Genomic DNA, 19095 nt, shown 5'->3' on the forward strand with positions numbered 1-19095 from the left:
GGAATAAGCCCATGACCCAGAATATCTACGACACCCCGGCCTTCTTCGAGGGCTACAGCAAGATGGGCCGCTCGGTCGAAGGCCTGGCCGGTGCGCCGGAGTGGCCTGCCTTGCAGGCTTTGCTACCGCCGATGCGTGGCTTGCAGGTGGTGGACCTGGGCTGTGGCTATGGCTGGTTCAGCCGCTGGGCCGAGGAACAGGGCGCTGCGCAGGTGCTGGGGTTGGACGTGTCGCAGAAGATGCTGGCGCGGGCCACTGAAATGACTTCGGCGGCGACCATCACCTATGCAATCGCCGACCTGGAACAGCTCGACCTGCCGGCGGGCGCATTCGACCTGGCCTACAGCTCCCTGGCGTTCCATTACATCGTCGACCTCCAGGGGCTATTTGCGCGCATCCACCAGGCCCTGGTACCGGGCGGGCGCCTGGTGTTTTCCATCGAGCACCCGATCTTCATGGCGCCGCGTAATCCGGGGTGGCTGGTTGATGACCAGGGGCGCAAAAGTTGGCCGGTGGACGGCTATCAATTGGAAGGGCCACGGGTGACCCATTGGCTGGCCGATGGCGTGATCAAGCAGCACCGCACCTTGGGCACGTTGCTCAATCTGCTGATACAGGCGGGGTTTACGCTCAACCACATTGAAGAATGGGGGCCGAGCAAAGCGGACCTGATGGCGAGGCCCGAACTGGCCGAAGAACAAGAGCGTCCAATGATGCTGCTAGTGTCGGCTCAGTGCTGATGTGCGCTGCGCACTGCACATCAAAGTGTGGGAGCGGACTTGCCCGCGATGACGGTAGATCAGCCACAAAAAGAGTGACTGATGCGACGCCATCGCGGGCAAGCCCGCTCCCACATTTGATCTTCGTCTAGTTCACACGGTGCCTTCGCCTTCCAGCTTGCGCGCCTCATCAACGCCCGAGGCGGTCAGCTTGATCGGCAGGTTCAACGAATATTCACCGGCGTCGTCGGTGGTCACATGCCCATCCTTGATAAACCCGCGGTCTTGCAGAAATGCCAGCACACTGGCCACCACCTTTTCGCCGCGGTAGTTATCCAGCACCTCCTTGCCCAGGCCGTTGGGGTGGGCGTGCAGCAGGCGGGTGAGGACTTCTTTTTCAAGGTTTCTATCGACGTTCATGCGTACCTCTTCACTGGGAAATGATCGGGTGTCGGTGTTGCTATCGATGCATCAAGGCGCAGGTTGTTTTGGCGCGCCCGGGATGTTGCTGTCATCGCCCTTGTTGATGGTGGGCTCTTTATTGACACCAGGGCCCATTTTGCCGTTACCGACTGCAGCCGGTGCCTGACGTTGGGTATCGGCGCCTTTGGTGCGAGGGTCTGCGCCGTTATCGATAATCGCGCCACCGTTGGTTTCCATCCCTGTGCCCATCGAATCCTGAGACTCCTTGGTAGCAGGGTTGGTGGTGCCGGTGGATGAGGTGGCGGCAACGGCACTCAATGAGGCGGCGGACAGCAGGCCGGTGAGGGCGAGGGCAGCAAATTTGGAATTCTTCATGAGGGGTGTCTCCATATGATTAATGTCCTTACCCCTTATTGGTCCGCCCCAGTTTGCGGTTCGTGCCTTGATGGCGACGAACGGTGCTAATTCACCTGTAAGATTTTGTTAGCCGAACGCTGGCGCCAGATCAGTCGCGCCACCGTGATCAACCAGTTGAACAAGGCCACGGCCAACACACTCGCCAGCAGCGTCGGCAGCCCAGAGTCGACAATGATTTTGCCCGCCAGCAGCGGAAAGCCGAACACCCCGACAAAGTACGCCAGGCTGAACAGCAGCAAGGCTTGTGACGTCGTTCCAGGCGGTGCTTCATTGGCCACCAGCCCATTGATCACCGAGTACGTCAGGCCGTAACCCACGCCCAGCGTGCCGGCTGCCAACAGGTAACTGAGGTTGCCACTCACGCCAAACGCAAACAGCGCGATCGAGCCGAGCATGATCCCGGACAGCACGCAGGCGGCCCAGTACGCATCGCGCTTGACCACGTGGCCGGCGATCAACAGCCGGCTGGTAATGGCGGCGCTCAGGAAGCCGCCAAAGAACAGCGAATAGTCCAACCCCTGCGCAGCCGCGTAGCTGGTTTGAAACGATGAAAGCCCATCAAACACACAGCCGCCCAGGCCGACCATCAGGATCGCAAACGCGGCTTTGGATGACAGCACGCGGCGGCTGGACGCCCAGGAAATCTTCGAGGTGGGCGCATTCGCGTGATGGTTGAGTTGTGCGCCCATTCGCCAGAACATCAGGACGCCGACCAGACTGGCCAGGCCGGCGATATAGAAGGCTGCTGTCAGCGGCAGGCCCAGCGCGTCGGCGGCACGGCCGAGCAAAGGGCCGGAGCCGATCCCGCTCAACATACTGCCCGACAGCAGCGCAAAATATTTGGCCCGCTGCGCCGATTGCACCAGCAGCGTCACGATGATCGGCCCCAAGGTGTAGAACACGCCCCAGCCCAACCCAAGCGACAGACCGAACAGCATCAAGCCCTGGCCAAACCCAGGTGTCAGGGCAAACCCCAGGCACGCCACCACCAGCAATACGCCCATGCCCGCAATCGCGCGCGCCGCACCGACCGCATCGGCCAAGTGCCCGCAGAACAGCACTGCCACGAACGTACTGAGCATCGCCATGGAGATCACGCTGCCGGCGTCGTGTTCATTGCCGCCGCGCGAGTGGATCAGCAGCGACAGCAAAAACGTCGAGCCATAGGACAGTGACAGCAAGAAGCTGGCGAGGCAGAAAAAGGCGAACAGTTTGGTATTCACGGCGGGTGTGGAAGGCATCGGGCGACCTTGCAGTTATCAGCATGCAGTTATTAGCGTTATGCCCGACTGTTTACCATGCCCGTGCATGGCGAATGTTGCGTGGTTGGTGGTACTTGCTTTACGCGTGGCCGGAGTAAACAAATTGCACTGCAATCAGTCATCAAAGCGTCTTAGTATGTGGCCTTTGACATTGCCCAAGGCCCGCCCATGACCATCGAGATTCGCCCTGCCGTGCCCAGCGATGCTGCGCAGATCCTGACTTTCATCACTGAACTTGCCGAGTACGAAAAGGCCCGGCACGAAGTGATCGCCAGTGTGGTGGATATCGAGCGCAGCCTGTTCAGCGAGGGCGCCACCGCCCATGGCCTGATCTGTTCGCGGGATGGCCTGCCGATTGGCTTTGCGGTGTTCTTCTTCAGTTACTCCACCTGGCTGGGCAGCAACTGCCTGTACCTCGAAGACCTCTACATCAACCCCGAGCAACGTGGCGGCGGGGCGGGCAAGAAGCTCTTGCGGCACCTGGCCAAGATCGCCTGCGACAACGGTTGCGGGCGTTTCGAGTGGAGCGTGCTGGACTGGAACGAGCCGGCGATTGCCTTCTACAAGTCCATCGGCGCCCAGCCGCAGGAGGAGTGGGTGCGCTATCGCATGGAGGGTAATGCACTGCGCGACTTTGCCCAGGGCTGAAACCCTTTTTCAAAAACACTGAAGGCCCACTGTGGGGGCGGGCTTGTGTGGGAGCTGGCTTGCCTGCGAAAGCATCACTTCGGTGTAACTGAAATACCGAGGTGCCCGTATCGCAGGCAAGCCAGCTCCCACAGAGATCGGCACCCACATTTTTTTGCGCCACGTCTCACTATATGGGATGCAAATTTATATATTGAGATATTTCAAAAGATGGGTTTATAGTCGGCGGCATCAGCACTCACTACCAAAAATAAAACAGGTGAAGCGATGCAGCCCCAACCGTTGTCATTACCCGCCGTGCCCGAACCCACCTATGGCGAGCGGCTGAAAAACAAAGTGGTGATCATCACCGGTGCAGCTCAAGGGATAGGCGAGGCGATCGTCGCCTGCTTCCAGGCCCAGCAGGCACGGCTGGTGATTGCGGATATCCAGGCCGAAAAGGTTGAGCAAGTCGCCGCCCACTGGCGCGAACGCGGCGCTGAGATTGTCGCGCAGGCCGTCGATATCACCTCCAAAGAGCAATGGCAGGCGCTGGTCAATGTGGCCATCGAGCGCTTTGGCCGTGTGGATGTGTTGATCAACTGCGCGGGCGTCAACGTGTTCCGTGACCCGCTGGAGATGACCGACGAAGACTGGCGCCGCTGCTTCGCCATCGACCTCGACGGTGCCTGGTTCGGCTGCCGCACCGTGTTGCCGCACATGATCGAGCAGGGCATCGGCAACATCATCAACATCGCCTCCACCCATTCCAGCCACATCATTCCCGGCTGCTTTCCCTATCCGGTTGCCAAGCATGGCCTGCTCGGTCTCACCCGCGCCCTCGGCATCGAATACGCGCCCAAAGGCATCCGCGTGAATGCCATCGCACCGGGCTACATCGAAACCCAGCTCAACGTCGATTACTGGAACGGGTTCCCTGACCCGCATGCCGAGCGCCAGCGCGCCTTCGATTTGCACCCGCCCAAGCGCATCGGCCAACCGGTCGAGGTGGCGATGACGGCGCTGTTTCTGGCCACCGACGAGGCGCCCTTTATCAACGCAACCTGCCTGATGATCGATGGCGGGCGTTCCGTGATGTACCACGACTAACAACAATCAAGAGAGGTGGTTCATGTTCAAGAAGACGTTAGGCGCCGTGGCGCTGGCGATGGCCTTCAGCGGTTTTGCCGCGGCCGAAGAAGTGAAGATCGGCTTCCTGGTCAAGCAGGCCGAAGAGCCTTGGTTCCAGACCGAATGGGCCTTTGCCGAAAAGGCCGGTAAGGACCAGGGCTTCACCGTGATCAAGATCGCCGTGCCTGACGGCGAGAAAACCTTGTCCGCCATCGACACCCTCGCCGCCAATGGCGCCAAGGGGTTTGTGATCTGCCCGCCGGACGTATCCCTCGGCCCTGCGATCATGGCCAAGGCCAAGCTCAACGGCTTGAAAGTGCTGGCGGTGGATGACCGCTTCGTCGATGCCAAGGGCAAGCCCATGGAAGACGTGCCTTATGTGGGCCTGGATGCCTACAAGATCGGCCAGAAGCAAGGCGAGGCCATGGCCGCCGAAGCCAAGCATCGTAACTGGGACTGGAAGGACACCTACGCCGTCATCAACACCTTTGACGAGCTGGAAACCGGCAAAAAACGCACCGACGGTTCGGTCGAAGGCCTCAAGGCCGCCGGCTTGCCCGCTGACCACATCCTGTTCAGCGCGCAGAAAACCCTCGACGTGCCAGGCAGCATGGATTCCACCAACTCGGCGCTGGTAAAGCTGCCGGGCACCGCGAAAAACCTGATCATCGGCGGCATGAACGACAGCACCGTGCTGGGCGGCGTGCGCGCCACCGAAAGCGCCGGTTTCAAGGCGGCCAATGTGATTGGCGTGGGCATCAATGGCACTGATGCGATTGAAGAGTTGAAGAAAACCGACACCGGCTTCTACGGCTCAATGCTGCTCAGCCCCGATGCATCCGGCTACAAAACCGCCACGGCGATGTTCGAGTGGGTCACCAAAGGCACCGAGCCTGCCAAGTTCACCGCCCTGGATAACGTAACCCTCATCACCCGCGCCAACTTCAAGGAAGAGTTGAGCAAAATCGGTCTGTGGAAATGACCGGCGCGGCCTTGCGTTTCAACGGCATCGGCAAGGAGTTTCCCGGGGTCAAGGCGCTGGCGCAAATCAGCTTTGAAGCGCGGCCGCACTCGGTGCATGCGCTGATGGGCGAGAACGGCGCGGGCAAGTCCACGCTGCTCAAGATTCTCGGCGGTGCCTACACGCCCAGCAGCGGCACGGTGCAGATCGGCGAGCAGGTCATGGCGTTCAAGAACGCCGCCGACAGCATCGCCAACGGCGTGGCGGTGATTCACCAGGAGCTGCATCTGGTGCCGGAAATGACCGTGGCCGAGAACCTGTTTCTCGGGCATTTGCCGTCGCGTTTCGGCGTGGTCAATGGCGGCCAGCTGCGCAAGCAGGCGTTGGCGTGCCTTAAAGGCCTGGCCGATGAAATCGATCCGCAAGAGAAGCTTGGGCGTTTGTCCCTCGGCCAGCGCCAACTGGTGGAAATCGCCAAGGCGTTGTCCCGTGGTGCCCATGTGATTGCTTTTGACGAACCCACCAGCAGCTTGTCGGCGCGGGAAATCGACCGCTTGATGGCGATCATCACGCGCCTGCGCGATGAGGGCAAAGTGGTGCTGTATGTGTCGCACCGCATGGAAGAAGTGTTCCGTATTTGTGATGCGGTGACGGTGTTCAAGGACGGCCGTTATGTGCGCACGTTTGACGACATGGCCACACTGACTCACGACCAGTTGGTGACCTGCATGGTCGGGCGCGATATCCAGGATATCTACGATTACCGCCCGCGCGAACGCGGTGAGGTGGCGCTCAAGGTCAACGGTTTGCTTGGGCCTGGCCTGCGCGAAGCGGTCAGCCTGCAGGTGCACAAGGGCGAGATTCTCGGCCTTTTCGGGCTGGTGGGCGCCGGGCGTACCGAGCTGTTTCGTTTGCTCAGTGGCCTGGAACGCGCAACGGCCGGGCAGTTGGAGTTGTTTGGGCAAGCCCTGCCATTACATTCACCACGCGATGCCATCGCCGCCGGTGTGCTGCTGTGCCCGGAGGACCGCAAAAAGGAAGGCATCATCCCGCTGTCCAGCGTGGCCGAGAACATCAACATCAGTGCGCGTGGCGCTCATTCGACCTTTGGCTGGCTGTTGCGTGAAGGCTGGGAGAAGGGCAACGCCGACAAGCAGATCAAGGCGATGAAAGTCAAAACGCCGAACGCCGAGCAGAAAATCATGTACCTGTCCGGCGGCAATCAACAGAAGGCCATTCTTGGCCGCTGGCTGTCGATGCCGATGAAAGTGTTGCTGTTGGATGAGCCTACACGCGGCATCGATATCGGCGCCAAGTCGGAGATCTACCAGATCATTCATAACCTTGCGGCCAGCGGCATTGCGGTGATTGTGGTGTCCAGCGACCTGATGGAAGTGATGGGCATCTCTGATCGCATCCTGGTGATGAGTGAAGGCGCGCTGACTGGCGAGTTGACCCGCGACCAGGCGGATGAAGCGAAGCTGTTGCAACTGGCTCTCCCGCGTTCGCGGGCTTGAAGAATTCGAGGGTATAGGTATGTCACAGGTAAAAACTGCAAAGGGCTTTTGGCCGGGTTTCAACCAACGTAAATTTCTCGATGATTGGGTGATGCTACTCGCGGCATTGAGCATCTTTGTGCTCAGCGCGCTGTTTATCGACAACTTCCTCTCGCCGCTGAATATGCGCGGGCTGGGCCTGGCGATTTCGACGGTGGGCATCGCTGCGTGCACCATGCTGTTCTGCCTGGCGTCGGGGCATTTCGACTTGTCAGTCGGCTCGGTGATCGCCTGTGCCGGTGTGGTCGCGGGGATTGTGATTCGTGACACCGACAGTGTGGTACTCGGCGTGTCCGCTGCGTTGGCCATGGGCCTGGTAGTGGGGCTGATCAACGGCATCGTGATCGCCAAGCTGCGCATCAACGCGTTGATCGCAACCTTGGCGACCATGCAGATCGTGCGCGGGCTGGCCTATATCTTTTCCAACGGCAAGGCGGTCGGCGTGATGGACGAACGCTTCTTTGTGTTCGGCAACGGCCAACTGATGGGCGTGCCGGTGCCGATCATCATCACCGTGTTGTGCTTTGTGTTCTTCGGCTGGCTGCTCAACTACACCACCTACGGGCGCAACACCATGGCCATCGGCGGCAACCAGGAAGCGGCGTTGCTGGCCGGGGTCAATGTCGACCGCACCAAGATCATCATCTTTGCCGTGCACGGCTTGATCGGCGCATTGGCCGGGGTGATCCTCGCCTCGCGCATGACCTCGGGCCAGCCAATGATCGGCCAGGGCTTCGAGCTGACGGTAATCTCGGCGTGTGTGTTGGGCGGTGTGTCGTTGAGCGGCGGTATCGGCATGATCCGCCATGTGATTGCCGGGGTGTTGATTCTGGCGATCATCGAGAACGCGATGAACCTGAAGAACATCGACACGTTTTACCAGTATGTGATCCGGGGCTCGATCCTGCTCTTGGCGGTCATCATCGACCGCATGAAGCAACGCTGAACTCTCGCCCTATGAAGATCCAAATGTGGGAGCTGGCTTGCCTGCGATAGCGGTGGGTCAGCTAATTATTTGTAGGCTGATGCACCGCCATCGCAGGCAAGCCAGCTCCCACAATGGATCTCCTCTGTTCAGCAGGGCTGCATTTGCCATAATGGCGCCGTTTTCGTACTTCCCAATAGGCCCGATATGCAGGAAAACGCCCACATCCCCGTCAAAGACGCCGCCCCCACCGGCACCCAGACCCTGCTGCGTGGCCTGGGCGTGGTGCAAGCGGTGGCGGCGGGTGCGCGCGATTTGAAAGAGATCGCCAGGCGCATCGGCACCACCCGCAGTACCACCCACCGGCTGGCCAGTTGCCTGGTTGAGGAGCGTTACCTGCGTGTGGTGCCGCAAGTAGGTTATTTGCTCGGGCCGAAACTGATCGAACTGGGTTTTCAGGCCCGTGACGAACTGCCGCTGGTGACCCTGGCGGTGCCGTACCTGGATGAACTGTCGGCGCTGACTGGCGACACCATCCACTTGGCGATTCGTGAATACGACGATGTGCTCTACCTGCACAAGAACCCCGGCCGCTACGGCCCGGAAATGCGCTCGCGAGTCGGCCATCGCATGCCGCTGGCGCGCACCGGTGTGGGCAAGGCAATGTTGCTGGATGACTCTGTGCAGGAGTGGCAGCGCCTGTATGAAGCCAGCCTGCCCGCCGAGGGCAAGAGCCAGCAATGGCCAGCGCACCCGGAGCAATCCTGGGCGCAGTTCGAGCAGCGCATGCGCGAATACGTGGAGGGTGGGTATGCGTTCGACCTGGAAGACAACGAACCGTCGATCCGTTGTGTGGCGGCACCGGTGCGCGATGCCAGCCGGCGAATCGTCGCCGGCATCAGCATCGCCAGTACCGTGCCCTACATGCCGCTGGAAAAGATGGCCGAGCTGATCCCCGTGATCAAACAGGTCGCAGCGCGGCTGTCAGCGGAGTTGGGCGCTAAGGCCTGATCAGGCCTTCAAGGTCGCCATGTCGATGACAAAGCGGTACTTCACATCGCCGGCGATCATGCGGGTGTAAGCCTCGTTGATCTGGCGGATATCGAGCATTTCGATATCGCAGGTGATGTTGTGCTCGGCGCAGAAATCCAGCACTTCCTGGGTTTCGGCAATGCCGCCGATCAACGAACCGGCCAGCACTTTACGGCCCAGCACCAGCTTGGCAGCGTTCACCGGTGGGTCGACCGGTTCGATCAAGCCAACCAGGATATGCACGCCGTCAAAGCGCAGCACGTCGAGGTAGGGGTTCAGGTCGTGTTGCACCGGAATGGTGTCCAGCAGGAAATCGAAGCTGCCGGCGGCGGCTTTCATCTGCTCGGCATCGGTGGACACGATGACATGGTCGGCACCCTGGCGACGGCCTTCTTCAGCCTTGCTCGCGGAGCGGGTGAACAGCGTCACTTCTGCGCCCATGGCCTTGGCGAACTTGATGCCCATGTGGCCCAGGCCGCCCATGCCCAGCACGCCGACTTTGTCGCCAGCCTTCACGCCGTAGTGCTTGAGTGGCGAGTAGGTGGTGATGCCCGCGCACAGAATCGGCGCGGCGCTGGCCAGGTCGAGCTTGGCCGGGATCTTCACCACGAAGTGCTCACTGACGACGATGCTGTCGGAGTAGCCGCCCATGGTGTTGCTGCCATCCACCCGGTCCGGGGTGGCGTAGGTCATGGTCGGGCCTTCGAGGCAGTACTGCTCAAGGTCCGCATGGCAAGCGTCGCAGTGGCGGCACGAATCAACCATGCAGCCCACGCCCACCAGGTCGCCGACTTTGTGCGCGGTCACGCTGGCGCCGACGGCGGTGACTTTGCCGACGATCTCGTGGCCCGGCATCAGCGGGTACACGGCGATGCCCCACTCGTTGCGTGCCTGGTGGATGTCGGAGTGGCATACGCCGCAGTACAGAATCTCGATGGCTACATCGTCGGCGCGCGGGCTGCGGCGTTCGAAGGACATGGGGGCGAGGGGAGTGGTGGCCGACTGGGCGGCATAACCGATGGCGGTGTACATACAGAAACCTCGCAAAAGGATTGACTAGGGAGGCGGCGTATTTTCCGCGCAGGGCCGGGATGCGGCCATGGCGATTGCTCCGAACCTCATGCCTATTCGTCCGGGAGTGCCCTGTGTTTGGATTCATGTGCGCTCAGACCTGCGATGATGGTCTCATCCCTTTTTTACGAAGTTTTTTGCCATGTTGTTGACCCGCCATCTCGATGCCAACGCCACGCTGGTTGCCTTGATTGAGGACCTGACGCCCTGTGACGGTTTCTCCCCGACGCACCTGCCCGGTGTGAAGGTATTGCGCGCCAGTTGCGACGTGGCACGCGGCCCGCAGATCTACGAACCGAGCCTGATGTTCGTGGCCCAAGGCAGCAAGGTCGCCTATTTAGGCCCACGCACACTGGAGTATGGCGCCGGGCACTACCTGATCCAGGCGATGCCGGTGCCGTTCGAATGCGAAACCTTTGCCCTGGCGCCCGACGCGCCGCTGTACGGGGTTACCGTGGGGATTGATCGCGTGGTGCTCGGCGAACTGGTCATGGCCATGGGCATGCAGGCCGGGCCGCCGCCGACGGCGCAGACATTGGAATCCATGAGCTCGGTGATGCTCGATGATGCAATGCGCGGCAGCGTCGAACGGCTATTGCAGTGCCTGCACGATCCGCTGGAAAGCCGGATCATGGGCCCGGCGCGGGTCCGGGAAGTGTTGTTTACCGCGTTACGCGGGCCACAGGCGGATGTGCTGCGTGCCTTGGTGGAACAACAGGGGCAGTTTTCGCGCATCGCCACCTCGTTGCATCACCTGCATGCCCATTACGCCGAGCCGCTGAACATTGAGACGTTGGCCGGGTATGCGCATATGAGTGCGTCGACTTTTCACGAGCACTTCAAGCGTTGCACGCTGTTATCGCCGGTGCAGTATTTGAAGCGCTTGCGGTTGTTGAAGGCTCAGCAGTTGCTGCTGGTGGAAGGCTTGGGCGTGGCGCAGGCGGCGCATAACGTGGGGTATCAGAGTACGTCGCAGTTCAGTCGCGAATATAAGCGTTACTTCTTGCGTAACCCGGGTGAAGAACGGGCGGCGTAGGTCAGGCAACACACTCTCTAAATGTGGGAGCTGGCTTGCCTGCGATAGCGGTGTGTCAGCCACCTATTCATTACTGACCCACCGCTATCGCAGGCAAGCCAGCTCCCACAGTTGATTTATGTTGGCCATAAAAAAGGCTCCCGTTTGGGAGCCTTTTTTGTTCAAGCAACTGCCTTACATATTCGGGTAAGTCGGCCCACCCGCGCCTTCCGGCGTAACCCACGTGATGTTCTGCGAAGGGTCCTTGATGTCACAGGTCTTGCAGTGCACGCAGTTCTGGGCGTTGATCTGGAAGCGCTTCTCACCGTCTTCCTTGGTGATCACTTCATACACGCCAGCCGGGCAGTAGCGCTGCGCCGGTTCATCGTAGAGCGGCAGGTTGGTGCCGATCGGGATGCTCGGGTCTTTTAGCTTCAAGTGGCACGGCTGCTCTTCTTCGTGGTTGGTACCGGAGATGAACACCGAGCTCAGCTTGTCGAAGCTCAGTTTGCCGTCGGGTTTTGGGTAGTCGATCTTCTTGCTGTCCTTGGCGAGCTTCAGGCAGGCGTAGTCCGGCTTGGTGTCGTGCAAGGTAAACGGCATTTTGCCGCCGAGGATGTTCTGGTCGAACCAGTTGAAGCCGGCGCCGATGATCGGGCCGAACTTGTGCATCGCCGGGCCGAAGTTGCGGCTGGCGAACAGCTCTTCGTAGAGCCAGCTGGCCTTGAAACCGTCGACGTAGTTGGTCAGTTCGTCACCGCCTTCGGAGTCCGCGAACAGGCGCTCGGCCACGGCGTCGGCAGCGAGCATGCCGGACTTCATCGCGGTGTGGCTGCCTTTGATCTTGGCCACGTTCATGGTGCCGAGGTCGCAGCCGATCAAGGCGCCGCCTTTGAAGACCATCTTCGGCAACGAGTTGATGCCGCCTTTGGCCAGGGCACGCGCGCCGTAGCTGACGCGTTTGCCGCCTTCCAGGTATTGCGCCAGCACCGGGTGGTGCTTGAGGCGCTGGAACTCATCGAACGGCGACAGGAAGGTGTTGCTGTAGGACAGGTCGACGATCAGGCCGACAACCACCTGGTTGTTTTCCAGGTGATAAAGGAACGAGCCGCCGGTGTTCTCGTTGCTCATGATGTCCAGCGGCCAGCCGGCGGTATGAACCACCAGGCCAGGCTGATGCTTGGCCGGGTCGATTTCCCAGATTTCCTTGAGGCCGATGCCGTAGTGCTGGGCGTCGGCGTCGCTGTCCAGGTTAAAACGCTGGATCAGTTGCTTGCCGATGTGGCCACGGCAACCTTCGGCGAACAGCGTGTACTTGCCACGCAGCTCCATGCCTGGGGTGTACACGCCTTCTTTTGGATGGCCTTCGCGGTCGACGCCGAGGTCGCCGGTGATGATCCCGCGCACCACGCCGTTCTCGTCGAACAGCGCTTCCTGGGCGGCGAAGCCTGGGTAGACTTCTACGCCCAGGTTCTCGGCCTGCTGGGCCAGCCAGCGGCACAGGTTGCCCAGGGAGATAATGTAGTTGCCTTCGTTGTGCATGGTCTTGGGCACAAAGAAGTCAGGCACCTTGGTGGAAGCTTCAGGGCTGCGCAGTACATAGATGTCGTCGCGCACAACCGGGGTATTGAGCGGAGCGCCGAGTTCCTTCCAGTCCGGGAACAGTTCGTTCAGGGCGCGTGGTTCGAACACGGCACCGGAGAGGATGTGAGCGCCGACTTCGGAGCCTTTCTCGACCACGCAGACGCTGATTTCTTTACCGGCTTCGGCGGCCTTCTGCTTCAGTCGGCAGGCGGCAGACAGGCCTGCCGGGCCAGCGCCGACGATGACCACGTCGAATTCCATGTATTCGCGTTCCACAGGCTATCTCCTACTCAAGGCTCAACAGGCTTTTTTTTCTAATGGATGGAGGTTCGGTGTCGTCTTGCAACAACGGCAAGACCCACCTTTCTCTCTAGGTGGCGCATTATATCTACACCACTGGCAGCGTCCAATACAAACGTTTGTTTGAATTGCTCGCAGGCTAGGTAAATCAAAGCAACGCGGCTTATGACTGGCTATTTTGGCGTATTGACCAGAATAGGCGTTCCGGTCAATATACGGTCGGTTTTGCGCTTACCGTAGGCAGACAGCAGGTTTCAAGAGCACGTCCAAAAGCAAGACAGGTGACGCGTGCCTAAACAATGGTGCGCAGTTTACACACTGCGATAAAGAATGACCTCTCAGTCACCCCTGACGAACGGTCATCATTTCCCCATCGCTAAGTCATCCGCCGAAGTTTTTGGAGGTGCCCTTGTGTGCCGATGAGCATCAACCGCCAGGTTCGCCTAGGCGACTTTCTTTTCACCGGAGAGTAACGAGGAATCCATGAAGGTTCTTGTAGCTGTCAAACGCGTTGTCGATTACAACGTGAAAGTTCGCGTCAAGGCGGACAATTCCGGCGTCGACCTTGCTAACGTCAAAATGTCGATGAACCCTTTCTGCGAAATCGCTGTGGAAGAAGCTGTACGCCTGAAAGAGAAAGGCGTGGCGACTGAAATCGTGGTGGTTTCCATCGGCCCTACCACTGCTCAAGAGCAGCTGCGTACCGCCCTGGCCCTGGGCGCCGACCGCGCCATTCTGGTTGAGTCGGCTGAAGACCTGACCTCCCTGGCCGTGGCCAAGTTGCTCAAGGCCGTTGTCGACAAGGAACAGCCTCAGCTGGTGATCCTCGGCAAACAAGCCATCGACAGCGACAACAACCAGACTGGCCAGATGCTGGCTGCGCTGACCGGTTACGGCCAGGGCACCTTCGCTTCCAAAGTCGAAGTGAGCGGCGACAGCGTCGCTGTGACCCGTGAAATCGACGGCGGCGCACAGACCGTTTCGTTGAAACTGCCGGCCATCGTCACCACCGACCTGCGTTTGAACGAGCCGCGCTATGCGTCCCTGCCAAACATCATGAAAGCCAAGAAGAAGCCGCTTGAGTCGGTGACTCCAGAAGCTTTGGGCGTTTCCACCGCCTCTACCAACAAGACCGTCAAGGTTGAAGCACCGGCTGCACGCAGCGCGGGCATCAAGGTCAAGTCGGTGGCTGAATTGGTCGAGAAACTGAAAAACGAAGCGAAGGTGATCTGATCATGGCTATCCTCGTAATCGCCGAACACGACAACAAGGTGCTGGCCCCGGCCACGCTGAACACCGTGGCCGCTGCCGCTAAAATCGGCGGCGACATTCACGTGCTGGTAGCAGGTCAGGGCGCTGGCGCCGTGGCTGAAGCCGCTGCGAAAATCGCGGGCGTGAGCAAAGTCCTGAACGCTGATAACGCCGCCTACGCGCATCAGTTGCCAGAAAACGTTGCTCCGCTGGTAGCTGAGCTGGGCGCTGGCTACAGCCACATCCTGGCTGCTGCTACCTCCAACGGCAAAAACATCCTGCCACGCGTTGCTGCGCAGCTGGACGTTGACCAGATATCCGAGATCATCTCGGTCGAAAGCGCTGACACCTTCAAGCGCCCGATCTACGCCGGTAATGCTATCGCCACCGTACAGTCCAACGCTTCGGTCAAAGTCATCACCGTGCGTGCCACCGGTTTCGACCCGGTTGCCGCTGAAGGTGGTTCGGCTGCCATTGAAGCTGTGGCTGCTGCCCACGACGCTGGCACTTCCAGCTTTGTTGGCGAAGAGCTGGCCAAGTCGGATCGCCCTGAGCTGACCGCTGCCAAAATCGTCGTTTCCGGCGGCCGCGGCATGCAGAACGGTGACAACTTCAAACACCTGTACGCCCTGGCCGACAAGCTGGGCGCTGCGGTCGGCGCTTCCCGCGCGGCCGTCGACGCAGGTTTCGTACCCAACGACATGCAGGTCGGCCAGACCGGCAAAATCGTTGCGCCACAGTTGTACATCGCCGTCGGTATCTCCGGCGCGATCCAGCACTTGGCCGGTATGAAAGACTCCAAAGTGATCGTTGCGATCAACAAGGACGAAGAAGCGCCAATCTTCCAGGTGGCTGATTACGGCCTGGTTGCGGACTTGTTCGAAGCCGTACCAGAGCTTTCGAAGCTGGTCTAATCCAGTTGCTTCACTTATAAAGAGCCCGGTCTTGTGACCGGGCTTTTTTTTGCCCGGCTTTTTTGAACATCGGAGAAACCGCCATGGATCTGCGTCCCGTATTGCTGGCACTGACACTTGGATTGGCGCTACTGCCCGGCCTCGCGCTGGCTGCCGGCAAATGTGAGCGCCTGGTGATCACCGGCAGCCCGGACGCGCCGCCGTTGCTGTGGCGTGACCCTCAAGACCCAACGCACCTGATCGGCGCCACGGCTGATGTACTGCAACAAATCGGCAAGGACCTGGGCCTTAAAATCGACCTGCTTTACGGCGGCAAACGCTCCCTGGCCCTGGATGAAGTGCGCAGCGGGCGCATGGACATCCTCGCCGATGCGCCGCTGAACCTGGGCGAGCTGGAAATCCTCGACTACATCCATCCGGCACTGGTGCAGATCGACTATCTGGTGTGGACGCGTAAGGATTCGCCGCTGGTCTACACCAGCGCTGAAGACTTGCACGGGCATAAAGGCGCGGTCTCCGAGCGTGCGCGCTTGAGCGCTGGTTTCGACACCTTCGCCGGCCAGCAGCTCAGCTTGCAACGCCTGCCCAACTTGACCCCGGCGTTCCAGAAACTGCTGCTGGGTGAAGTCGACTACGTGCTGGCCGGGCGCTACTCGGGCATGGCCATGGCTCAGACGCTGGGCATGAGCAACGACCTTGTCGCCCGTGAAATACCCGTCGACCAGCCCGGCCTGTACCTGGCGATTTCCCACAACTCCGCCTGCAACGATCCGTGGCTGCGCGGACAGCTGGCGAAAAAGATGACAGAATTACCCGCGTCTGGTGTCGCGCAAGCCGCTTTGCAGCGCAACCTCGAACGCTGGAAAGCGCAATTGCAGCAACCCGTCGGCACCCCAGCAAAGTAAGGATTTTCAGTGACTCTTCGACCTCTTTTCGCGGCCCTCGCCGTTGTCGCTCTGGCGGGATGTGCAGCTGATCCTGCGCCGAACGAACAAATACGCCTCACCCAGCAGGCCTTGGAACAGGCCAACGCCGTGGGCGCCAGCACCGATGAATCGCCTGAACTGAAACTGGCTGAAGACAAGTTCGCCAAGGCCCGGGCCGACATGGCCGACCAATCCTACAAAGATGCGCGCATGCAGGCCGAACAGGCCGAGCTGGACGCGCGTCTGGCTGAAGCGCGGGTATTGACGCGTAAAAGCCAGGAACAACTGAACGTGCTCAACACTCGCATCGCCCGACTGCGCAAACAATTGCAGCTGGGAGAAGCCCAATGAGCCCGCTGATCCGTGGTTTGAGTTGTGTGTTGCTGCTGGGCAGCGCGGCGTTGGGCGGTTGCGCCAGCCAACCCAACAGCGAGCAGGCGTTGCAGCAGGCCGGCAGCGACTTCCAGAAGGTCAAGGAAGACGCGAATGTGCTGCGTTTTGCGCCCAAGGATGTGATTCGTGCCGGCGAATCCCTGGCCCGCGCCGATCGCTTGTCCAGCTACTGGGGCAGCGGCCCCGACGTGGTGCATTACGCCTACCTGAGCCAGCGCTACAGTGAGATCGCCCGCGAACACACCGAGCAGGGGCTCAACGCCGAGCGCGGCACCAAGCTGGAGCTGGAACGCCAGCGCCTGCAATTGGCCCTGCGTGAGAGCAAGTTGGCGAGCGTGCAGCAGCAAGGCAAGTGGCTCGAAGAGCAAATCGCCAGCCTGACCACCACCCAGACCAATCGCGGCCTGGTCATGACGTTGGGCGATGTGTTGTTCGACACCGGTGACGCCGAGCTGCAAAACTCGGCCAACCGCACCGTGCTGAAAATTGTGCAGTTCTTGCAGTTGAACCCCAAGCGCGTGGTGCGCATCGAGGGTTATACCGACAACACCGGTGGCGAGCAGGAAAACCTCAAGCTGTCGCGCGACCGTGCGCAATCGGTGGCTGATGTGCTGATGGACCTGGGGATTGATGAAAAACGTATCCAGGTCGAGGGCTACGGTGACCAGTACCCGGTAGAGGCCAACGCCTCAGAGCGCGGCCGCGCGCAGAACCGCCGGGTGGAAATTGTGTTCTCCGACGAAAAAGGCCAGCTGGGCGCCGCTCGCTAAAAACCTGCATCGATCAGTGTGGGAGCTGGCTTGCCTGCGATGCAGGCGCCTCGGTATGTCAGGCAAACCGAGGCGATACTATCGCAGGCAAGCCAGCTCCCCACAGGTTGCCGCGTACACACAGAACCGATCATTGATCGGTTTTTTTATGCACCTTGCCCCTACAGTTTTCTCTATCACTGCCGCCCGCGCTCGACTATTGTGGCAACTGTCCCCGTACACTTCTAAACTGTGCCGGTATGTTTCACACAAAAATAAAATACCCGTGAAATCGAGTGCTGCGTCATGACCAATCTGTTGCTTTACCAACGTATCGCCCAGCAACTGGCTGAGGACATCCGGCGCGGTGTCTATCAACCCGGCGAGCGCGTGCCTTCGGTGCGCAAGATGAGCTCACAGCTCAACGTCAGCCACGCCACGGTGTTGCAGGCGTATGCGAACCTGGAAGACCAGGGGCTGATCCGCGCGCGGCCGCAGTCGGGTTATTACGTGCACCAGACGCCTGCGCTCACGGCGCCGACGCCGGATATCGCCCGGGTTGAGCGTCCGGGGTTGGTCACGCGCAGCAGCATTATCCAGCAGGTATTGGTCGAGTCGCGCCGCGAAGGCGTGTTCCCGTTGGGTGCGGCCGTGCCGAGTGTCGATTATTTGCCGGTGCGCGCGTTGCACCAGCAACTGGCCAAGGTCACGCGCTTCCAAAGCCCACGGGCCTTCAGCTACATGTTCAGCCCGGGTTTTGAACCATTGCGCCGCCAGGTGGCGATTCGCATGCGCGATGCTGGCGTGGTAGTGGACCCCTCCGAAGTGGTGATCACCCACGGGTGCGTTGATGCGTTGCAGATGTCGTTGCGCGTACTGACCCGTCCGGGCGACCTCATCGCGGCTGAATCACCGACCTATTACGGCTTGCTGCAACTGGCCGACCTGCTGGGCCTCAAAGTCATCGAGATCCCCAGCGACCCGGCTACGGGCATGAGCCTTGAGGCGCTGCAACTGGCGGCCAACCAATGGTCGATCAAGGCCTTGGTGCTGACCACGCGCCTGAGCAATCCGCTGGGCGCGACCATGCCCGAGGAACGGCAGAAACAGTTGCTGCGCCTGGCCTCGGATTTCGATATCCAGATCGTCGAGGACGATATCTACGGCGAGCTGATGTTCGAACTGGGCCGCACCAAGGCGCTCAAAGCCTATGACCGCCTGGATCGGGTGATCTACTGCTCGAGTTTCTCCAAAACCCTGTCCCCCGGCGTGCGCATCGGCTGGATGATTGCCGGCAAGTACCAGCAGGAAATCCAGCGGCTGCAAATGTTCAGCACCCACTCGGCGTGCAGCGTCACCCAGATGGGTGTGGCGGCGTACCTGGAGAACGGTGGCTACGACCGGCACCTGCGCTACATCCGCCAGGAATACCGCAAGAACCTCAGCGCATTCCAGCTGGCGGTGCAGCAGTATTTCCCCGAAGGCACGCAGATGACCCGGCCGACCGGCGGCTTTATCCTGTGGGTCAGTTTGCCCGGCAGGGTCAATACCCAGGAACTGCACGTGCGTGCGCTGCAGCAGGGCATCAGCATTGCACCGGGAGTCATCTTCAGTAATACGGAACAGTTTAACCACTGTATTCGCCTTAACTGCGGCACGCCGTGGAACCGTGAGGCAGAGCGGGCGCTGATGACGCTGGGGATGTTGGCCAGCCAGTTGTGCCAGGAAACTGCGGCCGGGTTTTGAACCAGGGCTGAGGCGCGTAAAGGGGACACTCATGTTGACCGACTGATCAGCAGGCTTGTCATGCCGCGTTCAACAAGCGAGCATATGGCCCTC

19 protein-coding genes are annotated in these 19095 nt (G+C 60.3%); 14 read left to right on the plus strand and 5 right to left on the minus strand.

Features of this window, described 5'->3' with window-relative positions; genetic code table 11:
* The first annotated feature begins 11 nt into the window (after positions 1-11).
* Complete coding sequence (locus tag AB4P96_RS09315; RefSeq protein ID WP_017138352.1) at positions 12-740, plus strand: bifunctional 2-polyprenyl-6-hydroxyphenol methylase/3-demethylubiquinol 3-O-methyltransferase UbiG; 729 nt, start codon at positions 12-14, stop codon at positions 738-740.
* 132 nt (positions 741-872) lie between these two features.
* Here the strand turns inward: AB4P96_RS09315 and AB4P96_RS09320 are convergent, their stop codons facing one another.
* From AB4P96_RS09320 to AB4P96_RS09330, 3 genes are all read right to left on the minus strand, one after another.
* Positions 873-1139, minus strand: a complete 267-nt coding sequence (locus AB4P96_RS09320) for a hypothetical protein (RefSeq protein WP_138449110.1) — start codon at positions 1137-1139, stop codon at positions 873-875.
* Between the two features lie 51 nt (positions 1140-1190).
* On the minus strand, positions 1191-1517 hold the full coding sequence (locus AB4P96_RS09325; RefSeq protein ID WP_138449109.1) for a hypothetical protein: 327 nt from the start codon (positions 1515-1517) through the stop codon (positions 1191-1193).
* An 86-nt stretch (positions 1518-1603) separates the two neighbouring features.
* Positions 1604-2800, minus strand: coding sequence for an MFS transporter (locus AB4P96_RS09330; protein WP_395600706.1), 1197 nt, complete (start codon positions 2798-2800; stop codon positions 1604-1606).
* Positions 2801-2989: 189 nt separating this feature from the next.
* Here AB4P96_RS09330 and AB4P96_RS09335 point away from each other — a divergent pair, with 189 nt between their 5' ends.
* The 6 genes from AB4P96_RS09335 (at position 2990) to AB4P96_RS09360 (ending at position 9032) form a co-directional block, all read left to right on the plus strand.
* The gene (locus tag AB4P96_RS09335) at positions 2990-3469 is read left to right on the plus strand and encodes a GNAT family N-acetyltransferase (protein ID WP_026013792.1); all 480 of its coding nucleotides are present in this window, start codon (positions 2990-2992) and stop codon (positions 3467-3469) included.
* A 267-nt stretch (positions 3470-3736) separates the two neighbouring features.
* The gene (locus tag AB4P96_RS09340; protein ID WP_099548761.1) at positions 3737-4558 is read left to right on the plus strand and encodes an SDR family oxidoreductase; all 822 of its coding nucleotides are present in this window, start codon (positions 3737-3739) and stop codon (positions 4556-4558) included.
* Between the two features lie 22 nt (positions 4559-4580).
* Positions 4581-5561: a substrate-binding domain-containing protein gene (locus AB4P96_RS09345; RefSeq protein WP_017138346.1), complete on the plus strand. Its 981-nt coding sequence runs from the start codon at positions 4581-4583 to the stop codon at positions 5559-5561.
* The gene (gene araG / locus AB4P96_RS09350) at positions 5558-7057 is read left to right on the plus strand and encodes an L-arabinose ABC transporter ATP-binding protein AraG (protein WP_032865806.1); all 1500 of its coding nucleotides are present in this window, start codon (positions 5558-5560) and stop codon (positions 7055-7057) included. Before AB4P96_RS09345 ends, araG begins: the two co-directional genes overlap by 4 nt.
* A 19-nt stretch (positions 7058-7076) precedes the next feature.
* Entirely contained in the window at positions 7077-8042 is a 966-nt protein-coding gene (gene araH / locus AB4P96_RS09355; RefSeq protein WP_017138344.1) for an L-arabinose ABC transporter permease AraH, read from the plus strand.
* A 186-nt stretch (positions 8043-8228) separates the two neighbouring features.
* A complete protein-coding gene (locus tag AB4P96_RS09360) occupies positions 8229-9032 on the plus strand; it encodes an IclR family transcriptional regulator (RefSeq protein WP_017138343.1) in 804 nt (267 codons plus the stop codon).
* Here AB4P96_RS09360 and AB4P96_RS09365 read toward each other — a convergent pair whose 3' ends face one another.
* Complete coding sequence (locus tag AB4P96_RS09365) at positions 9033-10085, minus strand: NAD(P)-dependent alcohol dehydrogenase (protein WP_017138342.1); 1053 nt, start codon at positions 10083-10085, stop codon at positions 9033-9035. It abuts the gene before it with no gap.
* Between the two features lie 181 nt (positions 10086-10266).
* Between AB4P96_RS09365 and AB4P96_RS09370 the strand changes: the two genes are divergently transcribed.
* Entirely contained in the window at positions 10267-11160 is an 894-nt protein-coding gene (locus AB4P96_RS09370; RefSeq protein ID WP_395600707.1) for an AraC family transcriptional regulator N-terminal domain-containing protein, read from the plus strand.
* Between the two features lie 174 nt (positions 11161-11334).
* On the opposite strand, the gene AB4P96_RS09375 is transcribed toward AB4P96_RS09370, so the two are convergent.
* Positions 11335-12999, minus strand: coding sequence for an electron transfer flavoprotein-ubiquinone oxidoreductase (locus AB4P96_RS09375; protein ID WP_017138340.1), 1665 nt, complete (start codon positions 12997-12999; stop codon positions 11335-11337).
* 507 nt (positions 13000-13506) lie between these two features.
* On the opposite strand from AB4P96_RS09375, the gene AB4P96_RS09380 reads away from it, so the two are divergent.
* From AB4P96_RS09380 to AB4P96_RS09405, 6 genes are all read left to right on the plus strand, one after another.
* Complete coding sequence (locus AB4P96_RS09380; protein ID WP_017138339.1) at positions 13507-14256, plus strand: electron transfer flavoprotein subunit beta/FixA family protein; 750 nt, start codon at positions 13507-13509, stop codon at positions 14254-14256.
* A 2-nt stretch (positions 14257-14258) separates the two neighbouring features.
* On the plus strand, positions 14259-15188 hold the full coding sequence (locus tag AB4P96_RS09385; RefSeq protein WP_099548763.1) for an electron transfer flavoprotein subunit alpha/FixB family protein: 930 nt from the start codon (positions 14259-14261) through the stop codon (positions 15186-15188).
* An 83-nt stretch (positions 15189-15271) separates the two neighbouring features.
* Complete coding sequence (locus tag AB4P96_RS09390; RefSeq protein ID WP_395600708.1) at positions 15272-16093, plus strand: substrate-binding periplasmic protein; 822 nt, start codon at positions 15272-15274, stop codon at positions 16091-16093.
* Between the two features lie 9 nt (positions 16094-16102).
* Positions 16103-16465 (plus strand): DUF4398 domain-containing protein, encoded by a 363-nt coding sequence (locus AB4P96_RS09395; protein WP_017138337.1) that lies wholly within the window; start codon positions 16103-16105, stop codon positions 16463-16465.
* A complete protein-coding gene (locus tag AB4P96_RS09400; protein ID WP_017138336.1) occupies positions 16462-17277 on the plus strand; it encodes an OmpA family protein in 816 nt (271 codons plus the stop codon). Before AB4P96_RS09395 ends, AB4P96_RS09400 begins: the two co-directional genes overlap by 4 nt.
* Before the next feature lie 285 nt (positions 17278-17562).
* A complete protein-coding gene (locus AB4P96_RS09405; RefSeq protein ID WP_017138335.1) occupies positions 17563-19002 on the plus strand; it encodes a PLP-dependent aminotransferase family protein in 1440 nt (479 codons plus the stop codon).
* Positions 19003-19095: the final 93 nt, after the last annotated feature.

Source organism: Pseudomonas sp. B19125, from assembly GCF_044218855.1.
GTDB lineage: Bacteria > Pseudomonadota > Gammaproteobacteria > Pseudomonadales > Pseudomonadaceae > Aquipseudomonas > Aquipseudomonas edaphica.

What these genes read in the sequence shown, in the direction of transcription:
- AB4P96_RS09390 (WP_395600708.1), top strand. Translation starts at nt 15,272, where the DNA reads ATGGATCTGCGTCCCGTATTGCTGGCACTGACACTTGGATTGGCGCTA.
- AB4P96_RS09385 (WP_099548763.1), top strand. Translation starts at nt 14,259, where the DNA reads ATGGCTATCCTCGTAATCGCCGAACACGACAACAAGGTGCTGGCCCCG.
- AB4P96_RS09360 (WP_017138343.1), top strand. Translation starts at nt 8,229, where the DNA reads ATGCAGGAAAACGCCCACATCCCCGTCAAAGACGCCGCCCCCACCGGC.
- AB4P96_RS09330 (WP_395600706.1), bottom strand. Translation starts at nt 2,800, where the DNA reads ATGCCTTCCACACCCGCCGTGAATACCAAACTGTTCGCCTTTTTCTGC.
- araG (WP_032865806.1), top strand. Translation starts at nt 5,558, where the DNA reads ATGACCGGCGCGGCCTTGCGTTTCAACGGCATCGGCAAGGAGTTTCCC.
- AB4P96_RS09315 (WP_017138352.1), top strand. Translation starts at nt 12, where the DNA reads ATGACCCAGAATATCTACGACACCCCGGCCTTCTTCGAGGGCTACAGC.
- AB4P96_RS09365 (WP_017138342.1), bottom strand. Translation starts at nt 10,085, where the DNA reads ATGTACACCGCCATCGGTTATGCCGCCCAGTCGGCCACCACTCCCCTC.
- araH (WP_017138344.1), top strand. Translation starts at nt 7,077, where the DNA reads ATGTCACAGGTAAAAACTGCAAAGGGCTTTTGGCCGGGTTTCAACCAA.
- AB4P96_RS09340 (WP_099548761.1), top strand. Translation starts at nt 3,737, where the DNA reads ATGCAGCCCCAACCGTTGTCATTACCCGCCGTGCCCGAACCCACCTAT.
- AB4P96_RS09400 (WP_017138336.1), top strand. Translation starts at nt 16,462, where the DNA reads ATGAGCCCGCTGATCCGTGGTTTGAGTTGTGTGTTGCTGCTGGGCAGC.
- AB4P96_RS09380 (WP_017138339.1), top strand. Translation starts at nt 13,507, where the DNA reads ATGAAGGTTCTTGTAGCTGTCAAACGCGTTGTCGATTACAACGTGAAA.
- AB4P96_RS09320 (WP_138449110.1), bottom strand. Translation starts at nt 1,139, where the DNA reads ATGAACGTCGATAGAAACCTTGAAAAAGAAGTCCTCACCCGCCTGCTG.
- AB4P96_RS09335 (WP_026013792.1), top strand. Translation starts at nt 2,990, where the DNA reads ATGACCATCGAGATTCGCCCTGCCGTGCCCAGCGATGCTGCGCAGATC.
- AB4P96_RS09405 (WP_017138335.1), top strand. Translation starts at nt 17,563, where the DNA reads ATGACCAATCTGTTGCTTTACCAACGTATCGCCCAGCAACTGGCTGAG.
- AB4P96_RS09325 (WP_138449109.1), bottom strand. Translation starts at nt 1,517, where the DNA reads ATGAAGAATTCCAAATTTGCTGCCCTCGCCCTCACCGGCCTGCTGTCC.
- AB4P96_RS09370 (WP_395600707.1), top strand. Translation starts at nt 10,267, where the DNA reads ATGTTGTTGACCCGCCATCTCGATGCCAACGCCACGCTGGTTGCCTTG.
- AB4P96_RS09345 (WP_017138346.1), top strand. Translation starts at nt 4,581, where the DNA reads ATGTTCAAGAAGACGTTAGGCGCCGTGGCGCTGGCGATGGCCTTCAGC.